The 22,531-nt window shown below is 71.4% G+C and carries 15 protein-coding genes; 7 read left to right on the top strand and 8 right to left on the bottom strand.

The features are described from left to right. Nucleotides 1-23 precede the first annotated feature (23 nt). Both ABTW72_RS24370 and ABTW72_RS24365 read right to left on the bottom strand, forming a co-directional pair. Nucleotides 24-3,320: a S8 family serine peptidase gene (locus ABTW72_RS24370; protein WP_350862116.1), complete on the bottom strand. Its 3,297-nt coding sequence runs from the start codon at nucleotides 3,318-3,320 to the stop codon at nucleotides 24-26. A 149-nt stretch (nucleotides 3,321-3,469) separates the two neighbouring features. Then, nucleotides 3,470-4,630 carry a DNA recombination protein RmuC gene (locus tag ABTW72_RS24365; protein WP_350862114.1) on the bottom strand — a complete coding sequence of 387 codons (1,161 nt, stop codon included), beginning with the start codon at nucleotides 4,628-4,630 and terminating at the stop codon, nucleotides 3,470-3,472. Nucleotides 4,631-4,684: 54 nt separating this feature from the next. Between ABTW72_RS24365 and ABTW72_RS24360 the strand changes: the two genes are divergently transcribed. Continuing rightward, nucleotides 4,685-5,509 (top strand): hypothetical protein, encoded by an 825-nt coding sequence (locus ABTW72_RS24360; protein ID WP_350862112.1) that lies wholly within the window; start codon nucleotides 4,685-4,687, stop codon nucleotides 5,507-5,509. A gap of 69 nt (nucleotides 5,510-5,578) precedes the next feature. Here the strand turns inward: ABTW72_RS24360 and ppc are convergent, their stop codons facing one another. From ppc to ABTW72_RS24345, 3 genes are all read right to left on the bottom strand, one after another. Continuing rightward, nucleotides 5,579-8,365 carry a phosphoenolpyruvate carboxylase gene (ppc, locus tag ABTW72_RS24355; RefSeq protein ID WP_350862110.1) on the bottom strand — a complete coding sequence of 929 codons (2,787 nt, stop codon included), beginning with the start codon at nucleotides 8,363-8,365 and terminating at the stop codon, nucleotides 5,579-5,581. A 129-nt stretch (nucleotides 8,366-8,494) separates the two neighbouring features. Continuing rightward, nucleotides 8,495-9,547: a hypothetical protein gene (locus ABTW72_RS24350; protein WP_350862108.1), complete on the bottom strand. Its 1,053-nt coding sequence runs from the start codon at nucleotides 9,545-9,547 to the stop codon at nucleotides 8,495-8,497. Nucleotides 9,548-9,683: 136 nt separating this feature from the next. Continuing rightward, on the bottom strand, nucleotides 9,684-10,598 hold the full coding sequence (locus ABTW72_RS24345) for a cyclase family protein (RefSeq protein ID WP_350862241.1): 915 nt from the start codon (nucleotides 10,596-10,598) through the stop codon (nucleotides 9,684-9,686). A gap of 322 nt (nucleotides 10,599-10,920) precedes the next feature. Between ABTW72_RS24345 and ABTW72_RS24340 the strand changes: the two genes are divergently transcribed. Then, nucleotides 10,921-11,259: a helix-turn-helix domain-containing protein gene (locus ABTW72_RS24340; RefSeq protein WP_350862106.1), complete on the top strand. Its 339-nt coding sequence runs from the start codon at nucleotides 10,921-10,923 to the stop codon at nucleotides 11,257-11,259. Here ABTW72_RS24340 and ABTW72_RS24335 read toward each other — a convergent pair. Then, nucleotides 11,250-11,618, bottom strand: coding sequence for a hypothetical protein (locus ABTW72_RS24335; RefSeq protein WP_350862104.1), 369 nt, complete (start codon nucleotides 11,616-11,618; stop codon nucleotides 11,250-11,252). The two genes, ABTW72_RS24340 and ABTW72_RS24335, sit on opposite strands and share 10 nt — an antisense overlap. Nucleotides 11,619-12,137: 519 nt before the next feature. On the opposite strand from ABTW72_RS24335, the gene mfd reads away from it, so the two are divergent. The 4 genes from mfd to ABTW72_RS24315 all read left to right on the top strand — a co-directional run bounded on the left by mfd (nucleotide 12,138) and on the right by ABTW72_RS24315 (nucleotide 19,398). Then, nucleotides 12,138-15,770, top strand: a complete 3,633-nt coding sequence (mfd, locus tag ABTW72_RS24330) for a transcription-repair coupling factor (RefSeq protein WP_350862102.1) — start codon at nucleotides 12,138-12,140, stop codon at nucleotides 15,768-15,770. Between the two features lie 140 nt (nucleotides 15,771-15,910). Next, a complete protein-coding gene (locus tag ABTW72_RS24325) occupies nucleotides 15,911-16,663 on the top strand; it encodes a hypothetical protein (protein WP_350862100.1) in 753 nt (250 codons plus the stop codon). 2 nt (nucleotides 16,664-16,665) lie between these two features. Next, the gene (locus tag ABTW72_RS24320; RefSeq protein ID WP_350862098.1) at nucleotides 16,666-17,658 is read left to right on the top strand and encodes a nucleoside triphosphate pyrophosphohydrolase; all 993 of its coding nucleotides are present in this window, start codon (nucleotides 16,666-16,668) and stop codon (nucleotides 17,656-17,658) included. A 120-nt stretch (nucleotides 17,659-17,778) separates the two neighbouring features. Further along, a complete protein-coding gene (locus tag ABTW72_RS24315; RefSeq protein ID WP_350862096.1) occupies nucleotides 17,779-19,398 on the top strand; it encodes a DUF885 domain-containing protein in 1,620 nt (539 codons plus the stop codon). A 25-nt stretch (nucleotides 19,399-19,423) separates the two neighbouring features. Here ABTW72_RS24315 and nudC read toward each other — a convergent pair whose 3' ends face one another. After that, on the bottom strand, nucleotides 19,424-20,341 hold the full coding sequence (gene nudC / locus ABTW72_RS24310; protein WP_350862094.1) for an NAD(+) diphosphatase: 918 nt from the start codon (nucleotides 20,339-20,341) through the stop codon (nucleotides 19,424-19,426). After that, nucleotides 20,338-21,033, bottom strand: a complete 696-nt coding sequence (locus ABTW72_RS24305) for a hypothetical protein (protein ID WP_350862092.1) — start codon at nucleotides 21,031-21,033, stop codon at nucleotides 20,338-20,340. Before ABTW72_RS24305 ends, nudC begins: the two co-directional genes overlap by 4 nt. 213 nt (nucleotides 21,034-21,246) lie before the next feature. On the opposite strand from ABTW72_RS24305, the gene eno reads away from it, so the two are divergent. Continuing rightward, the gene (gene eno, locus ABTW72_RS24300; RefSeq protein ID WP_350862090.1) at nucleotides 21,247-22,530 is read left to right on the top strand and encodes a phosphopyruvate hydratase; all 1,284 of its coding nucleotides are present in this window, start codon (nucleotides 21,247-21,249) and stop codon (nucleotides 22,528-22,530) included. Nucleotide 22,531: the final 1 nt, after the last annotated feature.

Here is a 22,531-nt window from a genome sequence, read left to right as displayed (position 1 = left end):
CTCCTGCCGGTGTTACGAGCGGGTCAGTTCACGGCACCGATGGACACGTTGCCACGACCCACGATCGCACCCTCGCTGGTGACGATCGCCAGTTCACCGGAGAGCTGACGCCCGTCGGCCGGAACGGCCACAGCGGTCACCGTGCCGGTGATGGTGGCCGACTCGCCGTGCATCAGCGGCACCGCGGCGGCCGGGGCGGTGATCGTGCCCAGCGACGCGGACGCGAACGCGTCGTAGTAGTCGTAGGCGGTGCTGGTCCCCGGCCCGTCGACCCCGTACGGCTCCACCACGACACGGTAGGTGCCGGCGGCCGGGTTGGTCAGCGTGACCGCCTCCTCCGAGTCGCCGTCCGCGGCCCGGCCGACCTCGGTGGTACCCCGGTAGACGAACAGGTCCAGGTCGGCTCCCGCGTTGGCGGGGTTGCCGATCCGGGCGGTGAACGTCGACGTACCCGCCGGGATCTCGACGGTCCACTCCTGGTTGGGGCCGCCCTCGGTGATGGTCGGACGCTCGGTCCGCACACCGGTCAGCGCGCCACTGCGGCCGCTGACCGAGACCGGACCGAAGGCGTTGGTGACCTTCCAGCTCACCGGGGTCGGCTCGCCGGCCTCGACACTGGGCAGCTCGACCAGTGCCGGCTCGACCGTCAGGCCCTGCACCCGCGCCTGGAGCTTGAACGGGTTGTTCAGCGCCGGGGACGTGCGCCGCGACTCCACCTCGATCTCCCAGACCCCGGGAAGCGGGTTCTGGTAGTCACGCTCCTGCGGCTTGCAGACGTTGACGTCGGAGAAGTTGGTGTAGCAGACGGTGCTGGTGGTGGCCTCCACCGGCACACCCAACGGGTTGATCGCGATGAACCGGGTCTGCGAACCGGTGGCGATCCCGGAGAGGTTCACCTGGAGGGCCTTGGCACCCTCCGGCACCGTGACGAAGTACGACGTGAAGCCGTTGCGGTCGACCGAGCCCTCGTTGGCGTACGAGAAGGTGGGCTTCTTCACGTCGTTCGAGGCCACCACCACGGTGGACACCTCGAAGTCGACGACGTTGGTGGCCGGGTCGTCGATCCGCACGATCGCGCCGTGCGCACCCTCGGTGGCCGGCTTGGCGGTGACGCTGATGGTGACGGCCTTGTTGAGCGGCAACGCGACGGTCTTCGGTGCCTTGAAGGTGCCGTCGTTGCCCTGGAGCGTGATGTTGTGCTTGATGGTGCCGGCCGGGCCGCTGGTGCGGGTGAGCTTGACCGGGTACGTCTTGCTCTGGCCGACCTTGTGGCCGCCCTCGGACGAGGTGCAGCGGTTGTAGACGCCGGTGCCCCGACCCGGGTTCGGCACGAACTTCACACCGTTCCAGATGGTCAGCTGCTCCGCCAGGGGGCTGCAGACCGGCGCGTCCGAGACGTACGACCGGGTTTCGACGCCCTGGCGCAGCAGCTGCCAGGCGCCCGGAACGTTGACCATGCCGTAGCCCTGCGCGTACGTCGGCACGTCCGCGATCGGCTTGGCGGAGCTGAACAGCGCCCGCCGCAGTGCCGCCGGGCTGACGCCCCGGTCGGTGGCCTTGGCGGCCGACAGCAGCAACGCGCCGGCGCCGGCGGTCTGCGGAGACGCCATTGAAGTGCCGTTGAGCATCGCGTAGCCCGGGGGCAGCGCGTACCCGGCCTCGGGGACCGGGGCACCGAGCTGCCAGGTCGGTGCGGTGGAGATGGCCGAGCCGGGGGCGGCGATGTTCGGCTTGAAGCCGCCATCCTCGCGCGGGCCACGGGAGGAGAAGTTGAACAGGGCGTTCTTCTTCTTGACGACCGACCCGTAGTTGGCCAGCCAGGTTTCCTTGCTGATGTTGGCGGCAACGCTGATCACGTTGCTGGCCACCGACGGGTCGCCGACGGTGTTGAGACCCGGGCCGGAGTTGCCGGCCGAGATGACCAACTGCACGCCGTACGTCTCGATCAGTTCGTTGTAGAGGTTGGTCCGCGCGTTGTTGCCGTCGTTCAGGCCCGGAAGGCCACCGATCGACATGTTGACGATGTCGACGCCACGGTTGGCCACCAGGTCGATCATGCCGGTGGTGAGGGCCGCCGCGCTGCAGCCGCCGCCCCACGAGCAGGCGCGGGCGGAGACCAGCTTGGCGCCGGGCGCGGCGCCGTCGAAGGCCCCGTTGCCGAGCATGTCGTTGGCGGCGGTGATGCCGGCGACGTGGGTGCCGTGGGTGCTCTCGACGATGCCGATGCTGACGTAGTCGTAGGTGCCCGGCAGCCCGATCGGCGTGGTGTTCACGTTCTTGCGGAACTCGACGACGAAGGGCTGCCGCTCGGCGACCGGGGTCGCCGGGTTGTCGGTACCGAAGTAGCCGATGTCGTACTTCTCCTTGTACGGCCGCATGACCGGGTCGTCGGTGAAGTTGAGGTTCTGGTTGGCGTCCACCCGGATGTTGTTGGTGGCCGGGTCGAAGAGCACACCCCAGGTGTCGGTCGTGTCGCCGTCGCGGTTGACGTCACCCCGGGCGTCGCTCGCGGCGGTGACCGACTCGCTGAACAGGTTGAACCGGTACGCGCCGGCCGGTGCCGTCCACGTGCCGCCGGCGATGGTGAACGACGGGCCGGCGACCTCGGCCTGCATCCGCCGCCACGAGCCGTCCTCCAGCGGATCGGTCGCGGTGACCCAGTCGACGATCTTGCGCTCGCCGGTGGTGGTCTGCTGCAACGCCGGGTGGGCAAGGTCCACACCGGAGTCCATGATGCCGATCGTGACGCCCCGGCCGTCCCACTCGGGGTGGGCCGCGGTGAACGCCACCGCGCCGGTCTCGTTCGTCGGCATGTAGGGGTTGTCGGCCGGGGTGGTCTCTCCCGGCGCCGCGACGGTGGCCTGCCGCGCGCCGGCGGTGCCGGTGGGGGTGTTCTCCGGGGCCGGGTCCGGCAGTTGGATGACCTCGTCCAGGTCGACGGCCGAGACGCCGGGCAGCCGTGCCGCCTTGAGGACCCGGTCGGTCGGGACCTTGGCCAGCACGAAGCCGACCCGGTCCTGCCGCTGGCTGACAGTGCCGCCGAGCTTCGTGAGGCTGTCGGCGACGTCTCCTGCCTCACCCTTCTCGGTGGCGACGATCAACGTGACGGTCGCAGCCTTCTTGGCGCGGGCCTCGCTGAGCAGTTTGGCGTCGTGGGCGCCCAGCGTCTCGGCGGCGGTGGCCGGGGAAGCGTCCGGTGTGGTGGCGGGAGCGGCGGCCGCGGTGGCGGCACCCCCCATGGTCGTCATGGCGCTCGCCGCCAGGACCGACGCGAAGAGCGCGGCTGAGGTGCGCCGGCTCAGGTTTCGAAGTCTGCTCACGTTCTCTTTACCTCCAGAGAACAGGGCCCTTCAGAGAAGGGCGCTCGGGTGAGCAGAATCTTTCGGGGTGTCGGCGAGCACTGTCACTAGTGGCCAGTTCCTTGTGACCACTTCGTGATATGCGGGCATACGCACTGTCACATAGATGGCTAGCGGGCCGAGACCTCGTCGGCCGGATCGGCCAGCTCGGGTGCCTGCGGCTGCCGGGGTGCCAACTCGACCTGGGCCGGGGTGGCCAACTCGTCGTCCGAGACGCCCAGCTCGGCGAGCTTGCGGGCGCTGACCAGCACCCGGGCCTCCAGCGAGCCGACCGCCCGGTTGTAGGCGGTCACCGCACCGGCCAGCGAGGACCCGAGCTTGCCCACGTGGTCGCCCAGGGTGGAGAGCCGGCCGTACAGCTCCCGGGCCAGGGTGTGCACGGCGAGCGCGTTGCGGGCCAGTGCCTCCTGTCGCCAGGAGTAGGCCACCGTGCGGAGCAGGGCGACCAGCGTGGCCGGCGTGGCGAGCACCACGTTGCGGGTGAAGGCGTGCTCCAGCAGCGTCGGGTCCCGCTGGAGCGCGACGTCGAGGAACGGGTCGGCGGGGACGAACAGCACCACGAACTCGGGCGAGTTGTCGAACGCCGACCAGTACGACTTGGCGGCCAGGGCGTCGACGTGCCCCCGCAGGTGCCGCGCGTGCGCGTCGAGGTGGGTGTCCCGGCCGCGCTCGTCGCGGGCCTCCATGGCTGTCAGGTACGCGTCGAACGGGGCCTTGGCGTCCACCACCACCGAGCGACCGCCGTGCAGGCGGACCACCAGATCCGGTCGGACGACCTGCTGGTCGGTGGCGGCGGTGACCTGCTCGGAGAAGTCGCAGTGCTCCAGCATGCCGGCAGCCTCGACGATCCGGCGCAACTGGTGCTCGCCCCAGCGGCCCCGCACCTGCGGTGCGCGCAGCGCCGCCACCAACTGCTTGGTCTCGGTGCGCAGCTCACCGGAGACCGCGGTCATCGAGCGGACCTGCTCACGCAGCTCGGCGTACGCGTCGACGCGGTCGTGCTCCAGCTCGGCCACCCGCTGCTCGTATCGGCGCAGGGTGTCGTGCAGCGGCGCGACCGCCCGGGCCACCGCCTCCTGGGACTGCGCGGTGGCCTCGTAGCTCAACGCCCGCATGGACTGCTCCAGCCGACCCTCGCCCTCCCGGGTGGCGGCCAGGGTGGCATCCAGGCGGGCGATGTCGGCGGCCGACCGGGACCGGGCCGCGAGCCAGCCCACCGCCCCGCCGGCGCCGAGGCACACGATCACCAGGAGCACTGTCGAGACGTCCATCACCGGAGCTTGCCAGACGGATACGACGTGCGACCCGGGGGTACGTTCGATGACATGGAACTTGTGCTCTGCCTCGCCGTTGTGCTGGTCGGCGCGCTGGGCGCCGCCGCGCTCGTCCGCGCTCAGGCCGGTGCCCGTCGGCGCACCGAGCTCGGCGACGCCCGCGCGGAGGCGCAGCGGTGGTACGAGCGCCTCGGCGGCCAGTTGATGAACCTGCACGGCGAGGAGCCAGCGGTCCGCCAGGCGCTGGCCGACGCCGGTGAGCGGTACAACGCGGCGGGCTCCCAGCTGGAGCAGGCGTCCACGCCGCACCAGTTCGCGCTGGCCCGGGAGACCGCGCTGGAGGGTTTGGCGTACATTCGGGCGGCGCGTACGGCGCTGGGCATCGATCCGGGCCCCGAGGTGCCGGCCCTGGCCGCCGCCCGCGGCGTCGGGCAGCTCACCAAGGAGCGCGAGGTCGATGTGCAGGGGCAGACCTTCCGCGCCGGGCCGCAACCCGGCCGGGAAACGCCCTACTACTACCCCGGTGGGCGTTATCAGGGTCGCCCGGTGCCCGCCGGCTGGTATTCGACGCCCTGGTGGAAGACGGCGTTGGGTGCCGGCGCTGGTGTGCTCGGCGGCATCCTGATCGCCGACGCGCTCTTCTCTCCCGCCTTCGCCGACCCGGGGTACGGCTACGACGCCGGCTACCAGGAGGGCTTCGGTGACGGTGTCGACCAGGGCGGCGACTTCGGCGGCGGCGACCAGGGTGGGGACTTCGGCGGCGGCGAACAGGGTGGGGACTACGCCGGCGGGGACTTCGGTGGTGGGGACTTCGGTGGTGGCGGCTTCGGGGGCGGGGACTTCGGGGGCGGGGACTTCGGCGGCGGCGACTTCTGACCGTCGTTCAGAGCTACGGAAACGGGCCCCGGTCGCAGCGACCGGGGCCCGTTTTTCCGTACCTGTTGATCAGCCGGTGTTGCGCATCCCGGCGGCGATGCCGTTCACGGTGGTGAGCAGCGCGCGTTCCAGGGCGGTGCCGTCGCTCGGTGCGCGTCGGCCGCCCGGTGCGGTGGCGATCGCCCGCCCGGCCGCGCCCGACTCCCGGTACTGCCGCAGCAGCGCCACCTGGAGATGGTGCAGCGGCTCCAGGTAGGTGTCGCGGACGGCCAGGGTGCGCTGGAGCACCGGCGAGTTCTCCAGCAGGGCCGGTGAGGCGGTCACCGCCAGCACCTCCCGCTTGGTCAGCTCGTACTCCTGCTCGATCTGCTCGAAGATCGGGTGCAGCTTCTTCGGCACCAGCGTCTCGACGTACCGGCGGGCGATGCTCAGGTCGGTCTTGGTCAGCATCATCTCGACGTTCGACAGGAACGTGCGGAAGAAGTGCCAGTTGCGGTGCATCTCGGCCAGCACGTCCGCCAGACCGGCCTCGCGGGCGGCGGCCAGCCCGGAACCGACGCCGAACCAGCCCGGCACGATCTGCCGGGTCTGCGTCCAACCGAACACCCACGGGATGGCTCGCAGCCCGGACAGCCCGGCGCCGGTGTTCGGGCGCTTCGCCGGCCGGGAGCCGATGTTCAGCGCGCCGAGCAGCTCGGTGGGGGTGGACGCCCAGAAGTACGCGGGCAGGTCCGGGTCCTCCACCAGCGACCGGTAGGACCGGAACGCCGACTCGGAGACCACGTCCATCGTCGCGTCCCAGCGCTCCAACATCTCGGCCGGCTGCCGGGGTGCGGTGTGCAGCAGGGTCGCCTGGAGCACCGCGGCGAGGGTGAGCTCCAGGTTCTCCCGGGCCAGCGAGGGCAGGGTGTACTTGTCGGAGATCACCTCGCCCTGCTCGGTCACCTTGATCGCGCCGTCCATGGTGCCGTACGGCTGCGCCAGGATCGCCTCGTGCGTCGGCCCGCCGCCGCGCCCGACAGTGCCGCCCCGGCCGTGGAACAGCCGCAGGTGCACACCGTGCCGGGCGGCCACGTCGCGCAGCGCGCGCTGCGCCCGGTGGATCGACCACTGGCTGGTGGTGATCCCGGCTTCCTTGTTCGAGTCGGAGTAGCCGAGCATGACCTCCTGCACGTCACCCCGCGCCGTCACCAGCGCCCGGTACGCGGGCAGCGACAGCAGCTCGTCGAGGAGTTCGCCGCCGGAGTTCAGCTCGGCCGGGGTCTCCAGGAGCGGCACGAACCCGATCCGGGCCCGCCCGCTGTGCACGTCCACCAGGCCGGCTTCGCGGGCCAGCACCACGGCGGCCAGCACGTCGTCGACACCCAGGGTCATCGAGATGATGTACGACTCGATCACCTCGGCGCCGAACCGGTCCTGGGCCTCCCGGATGGTCCCGAACACGTCGAACGTCTTGCGGGCCGGCTCGGACAGCGACGTGTCCACCGTCGACAGCGGACGGCGACCGGTCAGCTCGTCGGCGAGCAGCTTGGTGCGTTCCAGCCGGGTCAGCGCCGGGTAGTCCGAGACCTCGCCGACCGCCTCGTAGAGCTGCGCGAGCACCGCGTGGTGCGCCTCGGCGTGCTCCCGGACGTCCATGGTGGCCAGGTGCAGGCCGAACGCGGAGACCGTACGGATGGTGGAGGCCAGCCGGCCGACAGCGGTGAGCTGCCCGGAGTTGCGGGCCAGCGAGGCGCGTAGCAGGTCCAGGTCGGCGATCAGCTCGGCGGAGCCCCGGTAGTCCCGGCCCGGTACGTGCGCGGTGCCCTGGCGCAACCTCAGCCGGGTGTTGGCGAGCTTCGCCTTCACGCAGCGTGCCTTGAGCCGGTACGGCTCCTCCGCGTTGACCCGGCGGAAGCGCTGCGCCACCTCGGGGAGCGCGTCCAGGTCGGCGGCGAGGCTGGCGGAGAGGTCCAGGGACACCCCGCGCAGTCGGCGCGACACCGAGACCTCGTTGATCAGCTGGTCCATCGCCTTCTCGGTGGCCGCGATGCCGTGCTCGTGCTGGATGGTCAGCACCTCGCGGGTGACCGCCGGGGTGACGAACGGGTTGCCGTCGCGGTCGCCGCCGATCCAGGTGCCGAAGCTCAACGGCCGGGCCGTCGGCGAGGTCTCCACGCCGAGCGTGCGCAACGTGTCGGCCAGGTCGTCGAGCACCTGCGGGGCGGCCTCGGCGTACAGGTCACGCAGGTAGTAGATCGCGTTGCGGGCCTCGTCGGTCGGGTCCGGCCGGTCGAGCCGCAGCTCGTCGGTCTGCCACATCAGGTCCAGCAACTCGGCCAGCCGGCGGTTGGCCGGGCCCTCGTCGCTGGCGCCGTAGAGGATCGCGTTGGCGGTCTCGGTGTCCAGCTCGTCGGCGATCGCCCGCAACTTGGACAGGATCGAGCGACGGGCCGCCTCGGTCGGGTGCGCGGTGAAGACCGGTCGCACCGCCAGCCGGCGAGCCGCGTTGGCGATCTCCTCGGCCGGCACCCCGCGCTCGGCGATCATCTTGGCGGCCTGGTCCAGCCAGCCGCCCTGCACCGCGCGACGGCGGCGCAGATCCCGCGCACGGTGCACCTGCTCGGTGATGTTGGCCAGGTGGAAGTAGGTGGAGAAGGCGCGGGCCAGCTTGGTGCCGGTGGTCACGTCGAGCCCGCCGAGGCGCTGGGCGGCCGCGGGGGCGTCGGAGCGGACCTGGGCGCGGATCTCCTCGACGAGGTCGAGAAGCGGGCGGCCCTCCTGGCGGGCCAGGGTCTGGCCGAGCAGGGTGCCGAGTCGGCGGATGTCGGCGCGCAGTGCGGCGTCCGGGCCGTCATGGTCGTGCTGGTCGGTCACGATGCGCTCCCTCACGTGGGTACGAAGGACAGCGCTGTCCGACTTACTGGATGGTATCCGCGCGCCGGGGATGTCTGGAGGGCCCCCTGGTGATCCACTGCCCTCGGGAGGGTGTTTTCCGGGGTGATCTCAACCACCGTCGTGGTCCGGCGCGGGGCCGGAGCGGGTCGTTCCGGTGGCGGAGGTGACGGCCCGGCGACCCCGGACCAGGCTCGCGCTGACCAATCCGAGCCCTCCGAGCACCGTCCAGATCCCGAGGGCGGCAGCCGGCCAGCCGGCCGACCGCCAGTCGAAGTACACGGCGGCCTTGGTCAGGTCGTTGGCGAGCCCGGGGATGTTCCAGCGGTGCATGCCGCGCAGCACCCCGGGCAGGAACTCGGGCGCGTAGATGCCGCCGGAGCCCGGGTTGCCGAGCACCACCAGCAGCAGGATGACCAGCGCGGTACCCGCGACGCCGAGCCAGCCCTGGATGGCGCTGGCGAACATGGCGGCGGCGAAGACGGCCAGCGCGCCGATGGCGGCGATCGTCGGTACGTCGTGGTGCCAGATGTCCAGGACAGGTCCGACCACTACCGCGCCGGCGATGCCGAGCAGCACGCTGTAGACCGCCAGGGCGGCGATCCGCAGCCCGGCCCGTCGCGCCGTACGGGGGGTGGTGCCGGCGGATATCCCGAGCACTGTCGAGCCGAGATAGCCGCCGAGCACGTACCCGACGTTCAGGTAGAAGGGCACCACCCCGCGCGGGTCGGTCGGCGTGACCGGCACCTTGTCGACGATCTGGAGCGGGGTGCCGGTGCGGGTGGTGGCGGTGCCGAGGACCTCCTTGATCGCGCTGGTGGCGGAGGGGCCGGAGGCGCTCGCCACGGTGAGGAGCAGGCCGTTGTCGGGTCCGGTGCTGAGCACGGCGTACACCGCGCGGCTGAGCAGCCCGTGCTCGGCGGCGGCCGGGTCGTCGTACTCGATGGGTTTCAGGATGTTGGTCTGGCCGCGCACGGCGTCGAGCGTCGCCCGGGCGCGTTGGTCGCCGGAGACGACGCCAATCGGCACGTCGCGGGGTGTGGGTTGGTGCAACGCGCCGACGTAGGCCGCGATGAACGCCGTGGCCAGCACGAGGGTGCCGAGGAGCAGTCCGATGCTGCGCGGCGCCCAGTCGCGAGCTGTGCCGTGCGATTCTTTGTCCACGTTGTCAGCCTATGGCTGGTTTTATGGCCAGCCGGACGGAACCGGTTGGCCGGCGGCTGACCCGTCGCCACGGAGACCGGTGCGGCCGCTGGCCGTGCGTCGACGGCGTCGCGGGTGGCGTCAGAGGCGGGTGGCGTCAGGGGTTGACGACGGCGAAGGCGCGGACCGGAAAGGTGCCCATGCCGGCCACCATCGGCGGGGCCGCGGTGAACCGGAACCCGCTCGGCGGCAACCCGTCCAGACCGGTCAGGTGCTCGACGATCGGGATGCCGGCGGCGAGCAGCGCGCTGTGTGCGGGGCGTACGCCGGCGGCCGCCGGGCTCATGTCGTCGATGTTGATCGAGTCGATGCCGACCAGGGCCGCCCCCGCGTCGACCAGCGCCTGGGCGGCGTCCCCGGTCAGGTACGGCGCGTCCGGCGCGCCGTACCGCTCGGTGCCGAAGTGCGCGTCCCACCCGGTGTGCAGCAGCACCGCCCGGCCGGTCACCTCGTACGGGGCCAGCATCAGCCGGTCCACCGCGCGGAAGCCGGCCGGCACCCGGACCACCACCCCCGGTAGGTCGGCGAGACGGTCCAGCGACACCCCGGTCAGGTCGTCCCGCCCGGACCAGCGGTGGGCGGGCGTGTCCAGGTACGTGCCGGTGTTGGCGATCATGTCGATCCGGGCCACGTGGAACTCGGTGCCCGGGGCGTACCGCTCACGGGATGCCGCGAAGGTCAGCCACTCGGTGATCCGGGGGCCCGGCCAACCCGGCAGGGTGGTCATCCCGTCGTTGATCACGTGGCTCAGCTCGACCAGCCGACGGTCGGCGCCGGATCCGTCGACCGCGACGCCCCGGCCGCCCTTGTGCGGCTCCTCGATGACCGTTTTGGCGCTGATCCGTACCTCGGCGACCATCAGCAGCCCGAGGTGCCGGACGAACAACGCCGCCAGGTCGTCGTCGGTGATCTCCCGACCGGGGATGTCCAGCCGGAACCCCTCGGTACGCAGCCCGCCGCCGTTGGCGAAGCTCACCTCCGCGTCGAACTGTGCCCGCCACTGCTCACCCATACCGAAACCCGACCACGCCAGCCGGCAGTCGGTCAAGATCCGCCAGGATGGCGCGACAACCGGTCTTGCGGGGGAAGATCCACTGGGGTTCAAGGAAAGCGCGGTGTTGACGTGCCGAGGATGCCCCGATTTCCTTGAAGCCGAGTGGATCAATGGTTTCGAGCCAGACGCCTGGACGGCAGGAATGGTTGCTGCCCGGTGTCGCCATTCAGACTCGGGTCAATGCGGGAATACAATTGCTGCGTCGATCTAATACAGTGGCTTCCGTCATGGTCCGCTAAGGGTGAAGGTGATCGAGGATAGGTGCCGCAAGTTACGGGGGATGGTCATGGAGAAGGGCGTACGTGCGAAAGCGCATTCCGGGCGGGTCGGTGCGCCGACGGCTGCCGACGTCGGCGAGATTCCTCTCACGCCTCGGGAGCGCCGCATCGTGAAATTGCTGGCCGCAGGCTATACGGACGAGGCGGCAGCCCGCGAGCTGGAGATCAGTCGACGAACGGTCTGCTATGCCGTGCGAGGGTTGATGGTGCGGATGGGCGCCGGGAGCAGGTTCCAGCTCGCCTGGCTGTTGAAGTCGTTGGCGCACTCCGATCGGAGCGGCCGATCGCCAGAGGGACGCGCCAGTGCCACACGTCCCCCTGGTCGACAGGGTCACACGTAGTAGCCGTACACCCCCCACGAGGCCCGTGACGTTCCGCTCGGGCAGGTTCCGTACGAGTTGCGCGTATCGCCGGCCCAGCGCTCCGGCCCGTAGTAATTCATGCCGTTGCTGCAGGTGACCCGGCCGTAGTAGCGGGCGTCCGGCCCCGTGCCGTCGCAAAACCCGCCGCCGCTGCGCGAGTTGGCGGGGTTCGGGAGCTTGTAGCACATGCCGAGCTCTCCGGCCGCCATGGTCGCTGACCCGCCGACCACCACTGCCGCCGTCCGGTCGGACGTGGCGCCGACGGCGGACGCCGGGCCGGTCAGACCCGCGAGGGCGACGCTGATGGTGGCTGCGGCCACCCCCACCCTTGCCTGCATTTTCTTCACGCTTTCCATCTCCTCTCCGGAACCCCTGTGGGCTCAATGGTCGGTGTCATCGCGACGATTTCGTTCACGGTACATGCGGCTATCGAGGATCGACTATCGATTTGCGCAATTGTGCTGCGCAAAGATGCAGGCGGTACGGTCCGGCCGATTCTTTCGTGGCTGCCACTGTCGTAAGGTGGAATTCGGCCGGCCAACGCTGGTGCGCGGCGGAGCCCCGGCGCGTTCAGCTGATCGAGCGAGTCGACAGCGCTCGGCCTGGCTTGTCGATCACGACGCGACGGTGGTCCACTCAAGTTGGCATTGGTCGTCGCCCAACGAGCGGTGGTCCAATCGACCGGGACGCGCGCGCTGCTGGAGGAGCGCGGGACGGGGTCGGCGTACCCGTTGCGTCTCGGCCGGCTAGGGAGCGGGAAATGGCTGACCGGCGGAGATAGGCTTGCCGGGTGCACCCCCCGTCCGGCTGGACGAGGGGCCGCCGTCGTGTGCGTCGACTCCCCGGGAAGGATTCCCTTGCTCACCGGTCTGTTCACCGCCGCCCTGGCCGACCCCGGGCTGACCCGGGCGCGTGACCTGGCGCGCTCCGGTGCCGCCCAGGTCGACGGCCTCGACATCACCGCCCCGGCGGCGCTGCGCCCGTTCGCCGTCGCGGCGGTCGCCGCGGACAACGACGGCGCCGGGCGACCGGTGCTGGCGGTGACCGCCACCACCCGGGAGGCCGACGACCTGGCCGCCGCGCTGGGCGGGTTGCTGCCTGCCGAGCAGGTAGTGGTCTTCCCCTCCTGGGAGACGCTGCCGCACGAGCGGCTGTCCCCCCGCTCCGACACCGTCGGCCGGCGGCTGGCCGTGCTGCGCCGGTTGGCGCACCCGGAGGCGACCGACGCGCACGGCGGCACCGGGCCACTGCGAGTGGTCGTGGCCCCGGTCCGTTCGTTGCTCCAGCCGCAGTTGAAGGGGCTCGGCGATCTGGAGCCGGTGCAGCTTGCCGCCGGCGAGGAGGCGGACCTGGAAGAGGTCGCCCGCCGGCTGATCGACATGGCGTACGCCCGGGTCGACCTGGTCACCAAGCGCGGCGAGTTCGCGGTGCGCGGCGGCATCCTGGACGTCTTCCCGCCCACCGACGAGCACCCGTCGCGGGTCGAGTTCTGGGGCGACGAGGTGGAGGAGATCCGCACCTTCGCCGTCGCCGACCAGCGGACCATCGAGCAGGTTCCGCTGCTCTGGGCACCGCCCTGTCGGGAGCTGCTGCTCACCCCGGCGGTCCGCGACCGGGCCGCCGCGCTCGCCGAGCAGCACCCCGAGCTGGCCGAGATCCTCGACAAGCTGGCCGAGGGCATCCCGGTGGAGGGGATGGAGTCGCTGGCCCCGGTGCTGGTCGGTCCCGACTCACTGGAGCTGCTGCTGGACGCCATGCCGGCCGGCACCCACGTCCTGCTCTGCGACCCGGAACGCATCCGCACGCGAGCGCACGACCTGGTGCGTACCTCGGAGGAGTTCCTGCAGGCCAGCTGGGCCGCCGCCGCGGTCGGCGGCCAGGCCCCGGTGGACGTCGGCGCCGCCGCCTTCCGCACCCTCGGCGAGGTGCGCGCCGCCGCGGGCAGGCTCGGCCAGCCGTGGTGGACACTGTCCCCGTTCGGTCTCGTCGAGGGGGAGACCGCGGAGACGCGGCAGCCCTGGGAGGACGCGCCCGAGCAGGCCGCCGTCACTCCGGACGACGCCATCGCGGTGACCCTGTCCGCCCAACCGGCGCCGCTCTATCACGGCGAGACCTCGCGAGTGGTCGAGGACCTCAAGCGCTGGGCCGGCGAGGGTTGGTCGATCGCGCTGGTCTTCGAGGGGCACGGCCCCGCCCAGCGGGCGGTGGAGGTGCTGCGCGACGCGGGCCTGGGTGCCCGGTTGACCGAGGAGGTGCCGACCGCGCCCGTCCCCGGCGAGCTGGTGGTCACCTGTGGTGCGCTGAGCAGCGGGTTCGTCGACGAGGCGTCCCGTTTCGTGCTGCTCACCGGCAACGACGTGACCGGCGGTCGGGGCACCTCGACGCGGGACATGCGCAAGATGCCGAGCCGGCGGCGCAACACCATCGACCCGCTGGAGTTGAAGGCCGGCGACCACGTGGTGCACGAGCAGCACGGCATCGGCCGCTACGTCGAGCTGGTGCAGCGCACCGTCAACGGTGCCAGCCGGGAATACCTCGTCATCGAGTACGCGGCCAGCAAGCGGGGCCAGCCCGGCGACCGGTTGTTCGTTCCGACCGACCAGCTCGACCAGCTCTCCCGCTACGTGGGCGGCGAGCAGCCGACCCTGCACAAGATGGGCGGCTCGGACTGGCAGAAGTCCAAGGCCCGGGCCCGCAAGGCGGTCCGGGAGATCGCCGCGCAGCTCATCCAGCTCTACGCCGCCCGCAAGGCGTCCAAGGGGCACTCGTTCGGCCCGGACACTCCGTGGCAGCGCGAGCTGGAGGACGCCTTCCCCTGGCAGGAGACGCCGGACCAGCTCGCCGCTATCGACGAGGTCAAGCGGGACATGGAGCAGACTGTTCCGATGGACCGGCTGATCTGCGGTGATGTCGGCTACGGCAAGACCGAGATCGCGGTCCGGGCGGCGTTCAAGGCGGTGCAGGACGGTAAGCAGGTGGCGGTGCTGGTGCCGACCACCCTGCTGGTTCAGCAGCACTACAACACGTTCGCCGAGCGGATGAGTCAGTTCCCGGTCCAGATCCGGCAGCTGTCCCGGTTCCAGACGCCGAAGGAGACCGAGCGGACGCTGGAGATGGTCGCCGACGGCACCGTCGACATCGTCATCGGTACGCACCGGCTGTTGCAGACGGCGACCCGCTTCAAGCAGCTGGGTCTGGTGATCGTCGACGAGGAGCAGCGCTTCGGTGTCGAGCACAAGGAGCACCTGAAGACGCTGCGCGCGTCGGTCGACGTGCTCAGCATGTCGGCCACCCCGATCCCGCGCACCCTGGAGATGGCGATCACCGGCATCCGGGAGATGTCCACCATCGCCACCCCGCCGGAGGAGCGGCACCCGGTGCTCACCTTCGTCGGCGCGCAGGACGACCGGCAGGTGGCCGCGTCCATCCACCGTGAGCTGCTCCGCGACGGGCAGGTGTTCTACCTGCACAACCGGGTCGAGTCGATCGACCGGGCGGCACGGCGACTGCGGGAGCTGGTGCCCGAGGCGCGGGTCGCGGTGGCGCACGGCCAGATGGGCGAGGACGCCCTGGAGAAGGTCATGGTCGGCTTCTGGGAGAAGGAGTTCGACGTCCTGGTCTGCACCACGATCGTCGAGTCGGGCATCGACATTCCGAACGCCAACACGCTGATCGTGGAGCGGGCCGACCTGCTCGGCCTGGCCCAGCTGCACCAGATCCGGGGCCGGGTCGGCCGGGGCCGGGAGCGGGCGTACGCCTACTTCCTCTACCCACCGGAGAAGCCGCTCACCGAGCACGCCCACGAGCGGTTGGCGACCATCGCCCAGCACACCGAGTTGGGCGCCGGCATGTACGTGGCGATGAAGGACCTGGAGATCCGCGGCGCCGGCAACCTGCTCGGTGGCGAGCAGTCGGGGCACATCGAGGGCGTCGGCTTCGACCTGTACGTCCGGATGGTCGGCGAGGCGGTCTCCGCGTTCAAGGGTGAGCGGCCGGAGGAGGAGACCGACGTCAAGATCGACCTGCCGGTCGACGCGCACCTGCCACACGACTACGTGAGCGTGGAGCGGCTGCGCCTGGAGATGTACCGCAAGCTCGCCGAGGCGCGCGACGAGGAGCGGCTGGCCGAGGTGATCGCCGAGATGACCGACCGGTACGGCGAGCCGCCGGCCCCGGTGCAGAACCTGGTGGAGGTGGCCCGGTTCCGTCTGCTGGCCCGCCGCTACGGCCTGACCGACGTGTCGATGCAGGGCAAGCACGTACGGTTCGGCCCGCTGCCCCTACCGGACTCGAAGCAGTTGCGGCTCAAGCGCTACCACCCGGATGCCGTCTACAAGCAGGCCACCGACCAGGTCAGCGTGCCCCGACCGACCACCCGCCGGATCGGTGGCGAGCCGCTGCGTGACCAGGCGCTGCTCCAGTGGTGTGCGCAACTGCTCTCCGATGTGCTCGGTGCTCCCGCCCCACTCGCTGTCGCCGCGAGCGCCTGAGCGGTCACCGAGGCCGCGAGCGCCTGAGCCGAGGGTGTGCTCTCGACCAGGGACGGTGCGTCGACGCCGTCCCTGGTCCTGCGGTGAGCGAAGGTGGGGGGTGTCACAACCCCGGGTGACGGCGTGAGAGAGTGACGGCTATGCGTGCTCGCCGTCTTGCCGCCGTCGCCACTGTGGCGCTCGGCCTCGTCGCCCTCTCCGGTTGCCGTGCTGAGCCTGGTATCGCCGCTTACATCGGTGACCAGCGCATCACCGACGTTCAGGTCACCACCGCAATGAAGGACCTGCGGACGAAGAACCCGGCGCCGGAGTCGTCCGCCAGTGGGCAGCCCGGGGCGCCGCAACCGGCCCTGCCCAAGGTGGCCGACGTGGTTCGGACCATGGTGCTGACCAAGGTGTGCGAGAAGCTCTCCGCCGAGAAGAACTATCAGCCGCGCGGCCAGGTGGCGGCCGACCAGGCCGCCCAGCAGCTCGGTCTCGACCCGGAGACCGGGCACGTGCGGGAGGTGGCGAAGCTCTTCACCTGCCTGTCCGGGTTGCCGGCCGAGCCGGTCGAGCCGACCAAGGAGGAGATCGCCGACGTGATCGCCGCCGGGCGTGCGGCCGGCAAGATCCCAGCTGAGGTGACCGATGCGGACGCCGCCCAGCAGCTCGACGGCGAGCAGCTACGCGGCGCGCTGGCGACCAAGCGGATCCTCGCCGAGGCGGTCGGTCGTTACGACGTCACCGTCAGCCCTCGGTACCGTCCGCTGGAGTTCCCGCTGCTCAGTTTCGCCGGTGACGCACCCGCGGTGAGTGTGCCGTTGGGTGAGCCGGCCTCCGACGCGGTCACGGACATTTCCACCCCGGAGGGGCCGACCGGAACGCCGGAGGCCGAGGGCACGGCCAGCTGAGCATGACCGCACGGATCGTCCTCCTGGTCACCTCACCTCGGTTGCCGGCCGGCCTGTTGACGGCCGCGGCCTGGGACGTCGTACGCCAGCACCCGGTGTTGACCGGCGCGGACAGCGAGTTGACCACGGCCGTGCGCCAGGCGGGCGCCGAGGTCACTGTGGTGGACGGCCCGGCGACGCAGCCGTTGCTGGACGCGGTGGCGGCGCACGGCACGGTGGTGTGGCTGGCCGGTCCGGCGGGTGACGAGGCGCTGGCCCGGGAGTTGGGTCTGCGGCTGGCCCGGCAGCCGGGGTTGGCCGAGATGGAGTTGATGTACGGCTCGTGGGATCCGCCGGGTGCCCGGCTGCTCGACGCGGTGGCCGTGCTGGATCGGCTGGCCTCTCCGGGTGGCGACCCGTGGAAGCGGGCGCAGACGCACCGCAGCCTCGCCGGTTACCTGCTGGAGGAGAGCTACGAGGCGTACGACGCCATCAGCGCCGACGACACCGACGCGCTGCGCGAGGAGTTGGGCGACGTGTTGTTGCAGGTGGTGTTGCACGCGCGGCTCGCCGAGGACTTGCCCGAGGACGAGCGGTGGACCATCGACGACGTGGCCGGTGGTCTGGTCGACAAGATGATCCGGCGTAACCCGCACGTCTTCGCCGGTGCCGAGGCGGGCACCCTGGAGGAGATCACCGAGAACTGGGAGCGGATCAAGCGCGCCGAGAAGGCACGGCAGTCGGTGTTGGACGGCGTGGCCCTGAGTCAGCCCGCGCTGGCCCTGGCAACGCAGATCCTGGACCGGGCCGCCCGCAGGGGCATCGACGTGCCGCCCCCGCCGGCCGACACCCAGCCGGACGCCGAGGCGAAACTGGGCGCCGACCTGCTGGCAAGGGTGGTTGCGGCCCGCGAGGCGGGCATCGACCCCGAGGCAGCCCTGCGCCGCACCACCCTCGCCCACGCCCAAGCCATCCGCCAAGCCGAACCCCCACCCCCACCCGCCAGCCCACGGTGATCAAGAGGTTTGCGTCAGATTTCGGCTCGAGCCTGACGGAGAGCTCTTGATCAACCCGCTGGTGCGGGGGCGGTGGGCGGAACCGGCGGCGGGGGGTGGGGCGGTCGGTAGGGTGGGGCGGTGGAAGCGTTTGGAGTGCTGGCTGAGCGGGTTGTCGAGGCTTTACTGGAGTCGCGGCCGGGGGTTGCCACCGCCGCCGGGGACCATCGCTTCGACGACCGACTGCCCGACCTGTCCGCCGACGGGTTGACCGCCGATCGGGCGATGCTCTCCGACGCGGCAAACGCACTGTCCGAACTGGACCCCGACTCCCTCGACGTCGACGAGCAGGTCGACCACGCGCTGCTCACCTCATTCGTGGACCGGGAGCTGTTCGAGCTGACCGAGATCCGCTCGCACGAGTGGGATCCGCTGCGGCACAACCCCGGCCCGCTGCTGCACCCGCTGCTGGCCCGCCCGTACGCCCCCGCGGACGTGCGGCTGACCCAACTGGCCGGTCGGCTCGCCGCCGTACCGGACGCCCTCGCCACCGCCCGCGCGACGCTGCGGGACATGCCGCGCATCCACGCGGAGACGGCGGTCGGGCAGTTCACCGGCACGGCCGCGCTGATCCGTGACGAGCTGCCGCCGTTGCTCGCCCAGGCGCCGGGGCACCTCGACCGGGTCGAGCCGGCGGCCACCGCCGCGATCGCCGCGCTGGAGGAGTTCGTCGCCTGGCTGCGCACCGGCCTGGCCGCCGACGCCGGCCCCGGCCGTGACCCGCGACTGGGCCGGCGCCGCTGGGAGGCCCGGCTCTGGCACACCCTCGACACCGAGTTGGGCGCCGCCGAGATCCAGCGTCGCGCCTGGGCCAACCTGGACCGGGTCACCGCGGAGATCCGCGAGGCGGCCGTCGAGCTGGTCGGTGGTCCGGCCGACGACGCGACAGTACGTCGGGCGTTGGACCTGCTCGCCGGCGAGCACCCGGACGACGCGACGATCGTCGAGCTGGCCGGGGTGACCCTGGACGAGGCGACCGACTTCGTCCGCGCTCACGACCTGGTCACAGTGGTCGACGACCGGTGCGTGATCCAGGAGATGCCGGAGTTCGCCCGGGGGGTCGCGGTGGCGTACTGCGACGCGCCCGGCCCGTTGGAGACCGCCGTCGTGCCGACCTTCTACTGCATCGCGCCCACCCCGTCGGACTGGCCGGCGCAGCGGGTCGAGTCGTTCTACCGCGAATACAACGACCACATGATCCGCAACCTCACTGTGCACGAGGCGATGCCGGGGCACTTCCTCCAGCTCGCCCATGCTCGCCGCTACGTCGGCGGGACGCGGGTGCGCGCGCTGGCCGAGTCCGGCCCGTTCATCGAGGGCTGGGCGGTCTACGCGGAGGAGGTGATGACGGGGCTCGGCTTCGGTGGTCTGCCGGTGCGGTTGCAGCAGCTCAAGATGCAACTGCGGATGACCATCAACGCGCTGCTCGACCAGTTGGTGCACGCCGAGGACCTGCCCGAGGCCGAGGCGATGGCGTTGATGACCGGGCGCGGCTTCCAGGAGGAGGGCGAGGCGGCCGGCAAGTGGCGGCGCGCCCAGCTCACCTCCACCCAGCTCTCCACCTACTTCGTCGGGTACAGCGAGGTGGCCGAGATCGCCGCCGCCCGCCCCGACGGGGTGTCGGTCCGCGACTGGCACGACGCGATGCTCGCCCACGACTGCCCGCCCCCGCGCCACCTGCGCACCCTGCTCGGTCTCTGAGGAGAAACGCCGGGCCGCGCGGGTTTCAGCGCCGCCCGGCGGTCACCGTCGCGTCGATGAGCCAGCGCGAGATGGAGTACGCGGGCGGCAGTTGCGCCGGCAGCGCATCCAGGCCGAACCACTGAGCCCTGGTCAGCTCCCGCCCGTCGACCACTGGTTCGGCGTGCGGGTCGGCGGCACGGGCGGTGAAGCCGGCGAGCAGCACGCCCGGGCCGGAGATCGCCCACGGTTGGCTGCCGAAGTAGGCCAGCCGGTCGACGGGCAGCCCGACCTCCTCACCGACCTCCCGGTGTACCGCCGCCTCCAGTGTCTCGCCGGCCTCGACGAAGCCGGCCACCAACGCCCAGAGCCCGGTCGGACCGGTGGCGTGCCGGACCAGCAGCAGCTCGTCAACGTGCCCGGGCGGGCCGGGTCGGGTGATCGCCACCAGTACGGCGGCGGAGAGCTGCATCGGCACGTACAGGCCGCAGTCGGGGCACTGTCGGGCCGTCTCGCCGGGTCGGTCGGTCAGCTCCGCTCGGCAGGCGCCGCACCACCGGTGGGTACGCCGCCAGGTCAGCACCGCCAGCGCCCGGCCGGCGAGCGTGGCGTGCGGCTCCGGCACCTCGGCGGCGAGTGACGCCCAGCCGCGCGCCCGGCCCGGAAGGTCGTCGGTGGTGCTCAGGTCGGTGCCCCAGGCGGGCACTCCGTCGAGCGTGCCCAGCGGCACCCACTCGGTGTCGGCGGGCAGGTCGGCGACGCGGAGGAGTTGGCCGTCGACGCCGGTCAGCAGCTTCGCGCCGGTCACCGGCAGGGCCAGGTCGCCGGGGCCGGGAGGCCGGCTCCGATCGGCCCCCGGCAGGAACCCGCCGGGCGGTGCGGGCGTGATCCCGCCGAGCGGCGTTCCGGACGCGGACCCACCGGGCTGCGCGACGGTCGTGGGCCCGGCCGGTTGGTCGGTCACGAGCCGCCGGGGCGGCGGTCGACGACGTCGGCGCCGGCGGGCGGTTCGAACGCGCCCTCGTCGACGGTCGCGGTGTAGTTGCTCAGTGCCAGCTCCATCGGCTTGCCGTCGACCGGCCCGGTGAAGCTGCCGAGCACGCCCTCGGTGGTCACGCAGGCGGTGAAGTCGCCGGACGACGAACTCTGCACCGCGACGCAGGCGGCGTGGCGCCCGGCGACGGTGGTGTCACTCTGCTTGATGACCGCCTGTGGGTCGAGCGCGGCGGCGGTGAGCAGCCCGACCACCACCGGCGGCGTGACGAGGCCCTGCTGGTTGGCCTCGCCGAAGAGCGTCACGGTGGGCTTGCTGCCCGGGGTGGGCGGGGTGATCAGGGTGCACTGCGGGCGGGCGCCGGTCGTCGTGCACCGGGTGACGGCCTCCGGGGTGACGGTGAGCTGCCCGCCCGGGTAGGTGTACGTGGATCGTGCCGGGTCCTGTGCCTGCACGATCGCGGCGCGTTGGCCGCCGGGCAACTGGTAGTCGGCCGAGTAGGTCAACTCCAGTGCTCGATCGAGCCGGGCGGCGAGGTCGTTGACGAGTTCCGAGCGGCCCATGGCGACTCCGGCGTCCTCGAATGTCTGACAGCCGGTGACCGTGAGCGACGCGATGACCGACACGGCGAGCATGCGGAGGGTGGTCGAGGCGGCGGGCATGGCGACCAGCCTGGTGGATCTGGTCCGCGCAGCGCAAACCCGTTGCCGGTTGACGCCCGGAAATCCGGGAATGTCCGTCAACGCGGGGTGACCCGGGTGCGCGGGCGACGCCGTGCCCGTTCGCGCCGCCCGATACGCTGCGTTCAACACCTGCCTCAGCCGCACCGTCGCGGCCCACCCACGGACCGGATCACAACAACGAGGAGCGACTTAGTGGCAACCATCGAGGGAATCGTCGCCCGGGAGATTCTCGACTCGCGGGGCAACCCGACGGTCGAGGTCGAGGTCGGTCTGGACGACGGCACGGTAGCCCGCGCCGCCGTGCCCTCCGGCGCCTCCACCGGCGCCTTCGAGGCGATCGAGCTGCGCGACGGTGACGACGACCGCTACCAGGGCAAGGGCGTGGAGAAGGCGGTCTCCAACGTCGAAGACAAGATCGTCGACCAGATCATCGGGTACGAGGCCAGCGAGCAGCGGCTGATCGACCAGAAGATGCTCGACATCGACGGCACGGAGAGCAAGTCGGAGCTGGGCGCGAACGCCATCCTCGGGGTCTCCCTGGCGGTGGCGAAGGCCGCTGCCGGCAGCGCCGAGCTGAGCCTCTTCCGCTATCTGGGTGGCCCGAACGCGCACCTCCTGCCCGTGCCGATGATGAACATCCTCAACGGTGGCGCGCACGCCGACTCGAACGTCGACATCCAGGAGTTCATGATCGCGCCGATCGGCGCGCCCACCTTCCGTGAGGCGCTGCGCTCGGGCGCTGAGGTCTACCACGCGCTGAAGTCGGTGCTGAAGAAGAAGGGCCTCTCCACCGGGCTCGGCGACGAGGGTGGCTTCGCGCCGAACCTGCCGACGAACGCGGCGGCCCTGGACCTGATCGCCGAGGCGGTCGAGAAGGCCGGTTACCGGCTCGGCACCGACATCGTGTTCGCGCTCGACGTGGCGGCCACGGAGTTCTTCGACAACGGCACCTACACGTTCGAGGGCGCCGCGAAGTCCGCCGAGGAGATGAGCACCTACTACACGAAGCTGGCCGACGAGTACCCGATCGTGTCGATCGAGGACCCGCTGGCCGAGGACGACTGGAGCGGCTGGCAGACGCTGACCGCCTCGATCGGCGACCGGGTGCAGATCGTCGGTGACGACCTGTTCGTGACCAACCCGCAGCGCATCGCCCGCGGCATCGCGGAGAAGGCGGCGAACGCGGTTCTCGTCAAGGTCAACCAGATCGGCTCGCTGACCGAGACCCTGGACGCGGTGGACCTGGCGCACCGGGCCGGCTTCAAGTGCATGATGAGCCACCGCTCCGGCGAGACCGAGGACACCACCATCGCCGACCTGGCGGTGGCCACCGGCTGCGGCCAGATCAAGACCGGTGCCCCGGCCCGCTCGGACCGTGTCGCCAAGTACAACCAGCTGCTCCGGATCGAGGAGGAGCTGGCCGACGCGGCGCGCTACGCCGGCGCTGGCGCGTTCCCGCGCTACCGTTCGGCCTGAG

The organism is Micromonospora sp. NPDC127501 (genome assembly GCF_040302185.1).
In the GTDB taxonomy this organism is placed as follows: Bacteria; Actinomycetota; Actinomycetes; order Mycobacteriales; family Micromonosporaceae; genus Micromonospora.
Note: the sequence above shows the minus strand (reverse complement) of the source record. Positions and strands in the feature narration are given on the sequence as shown.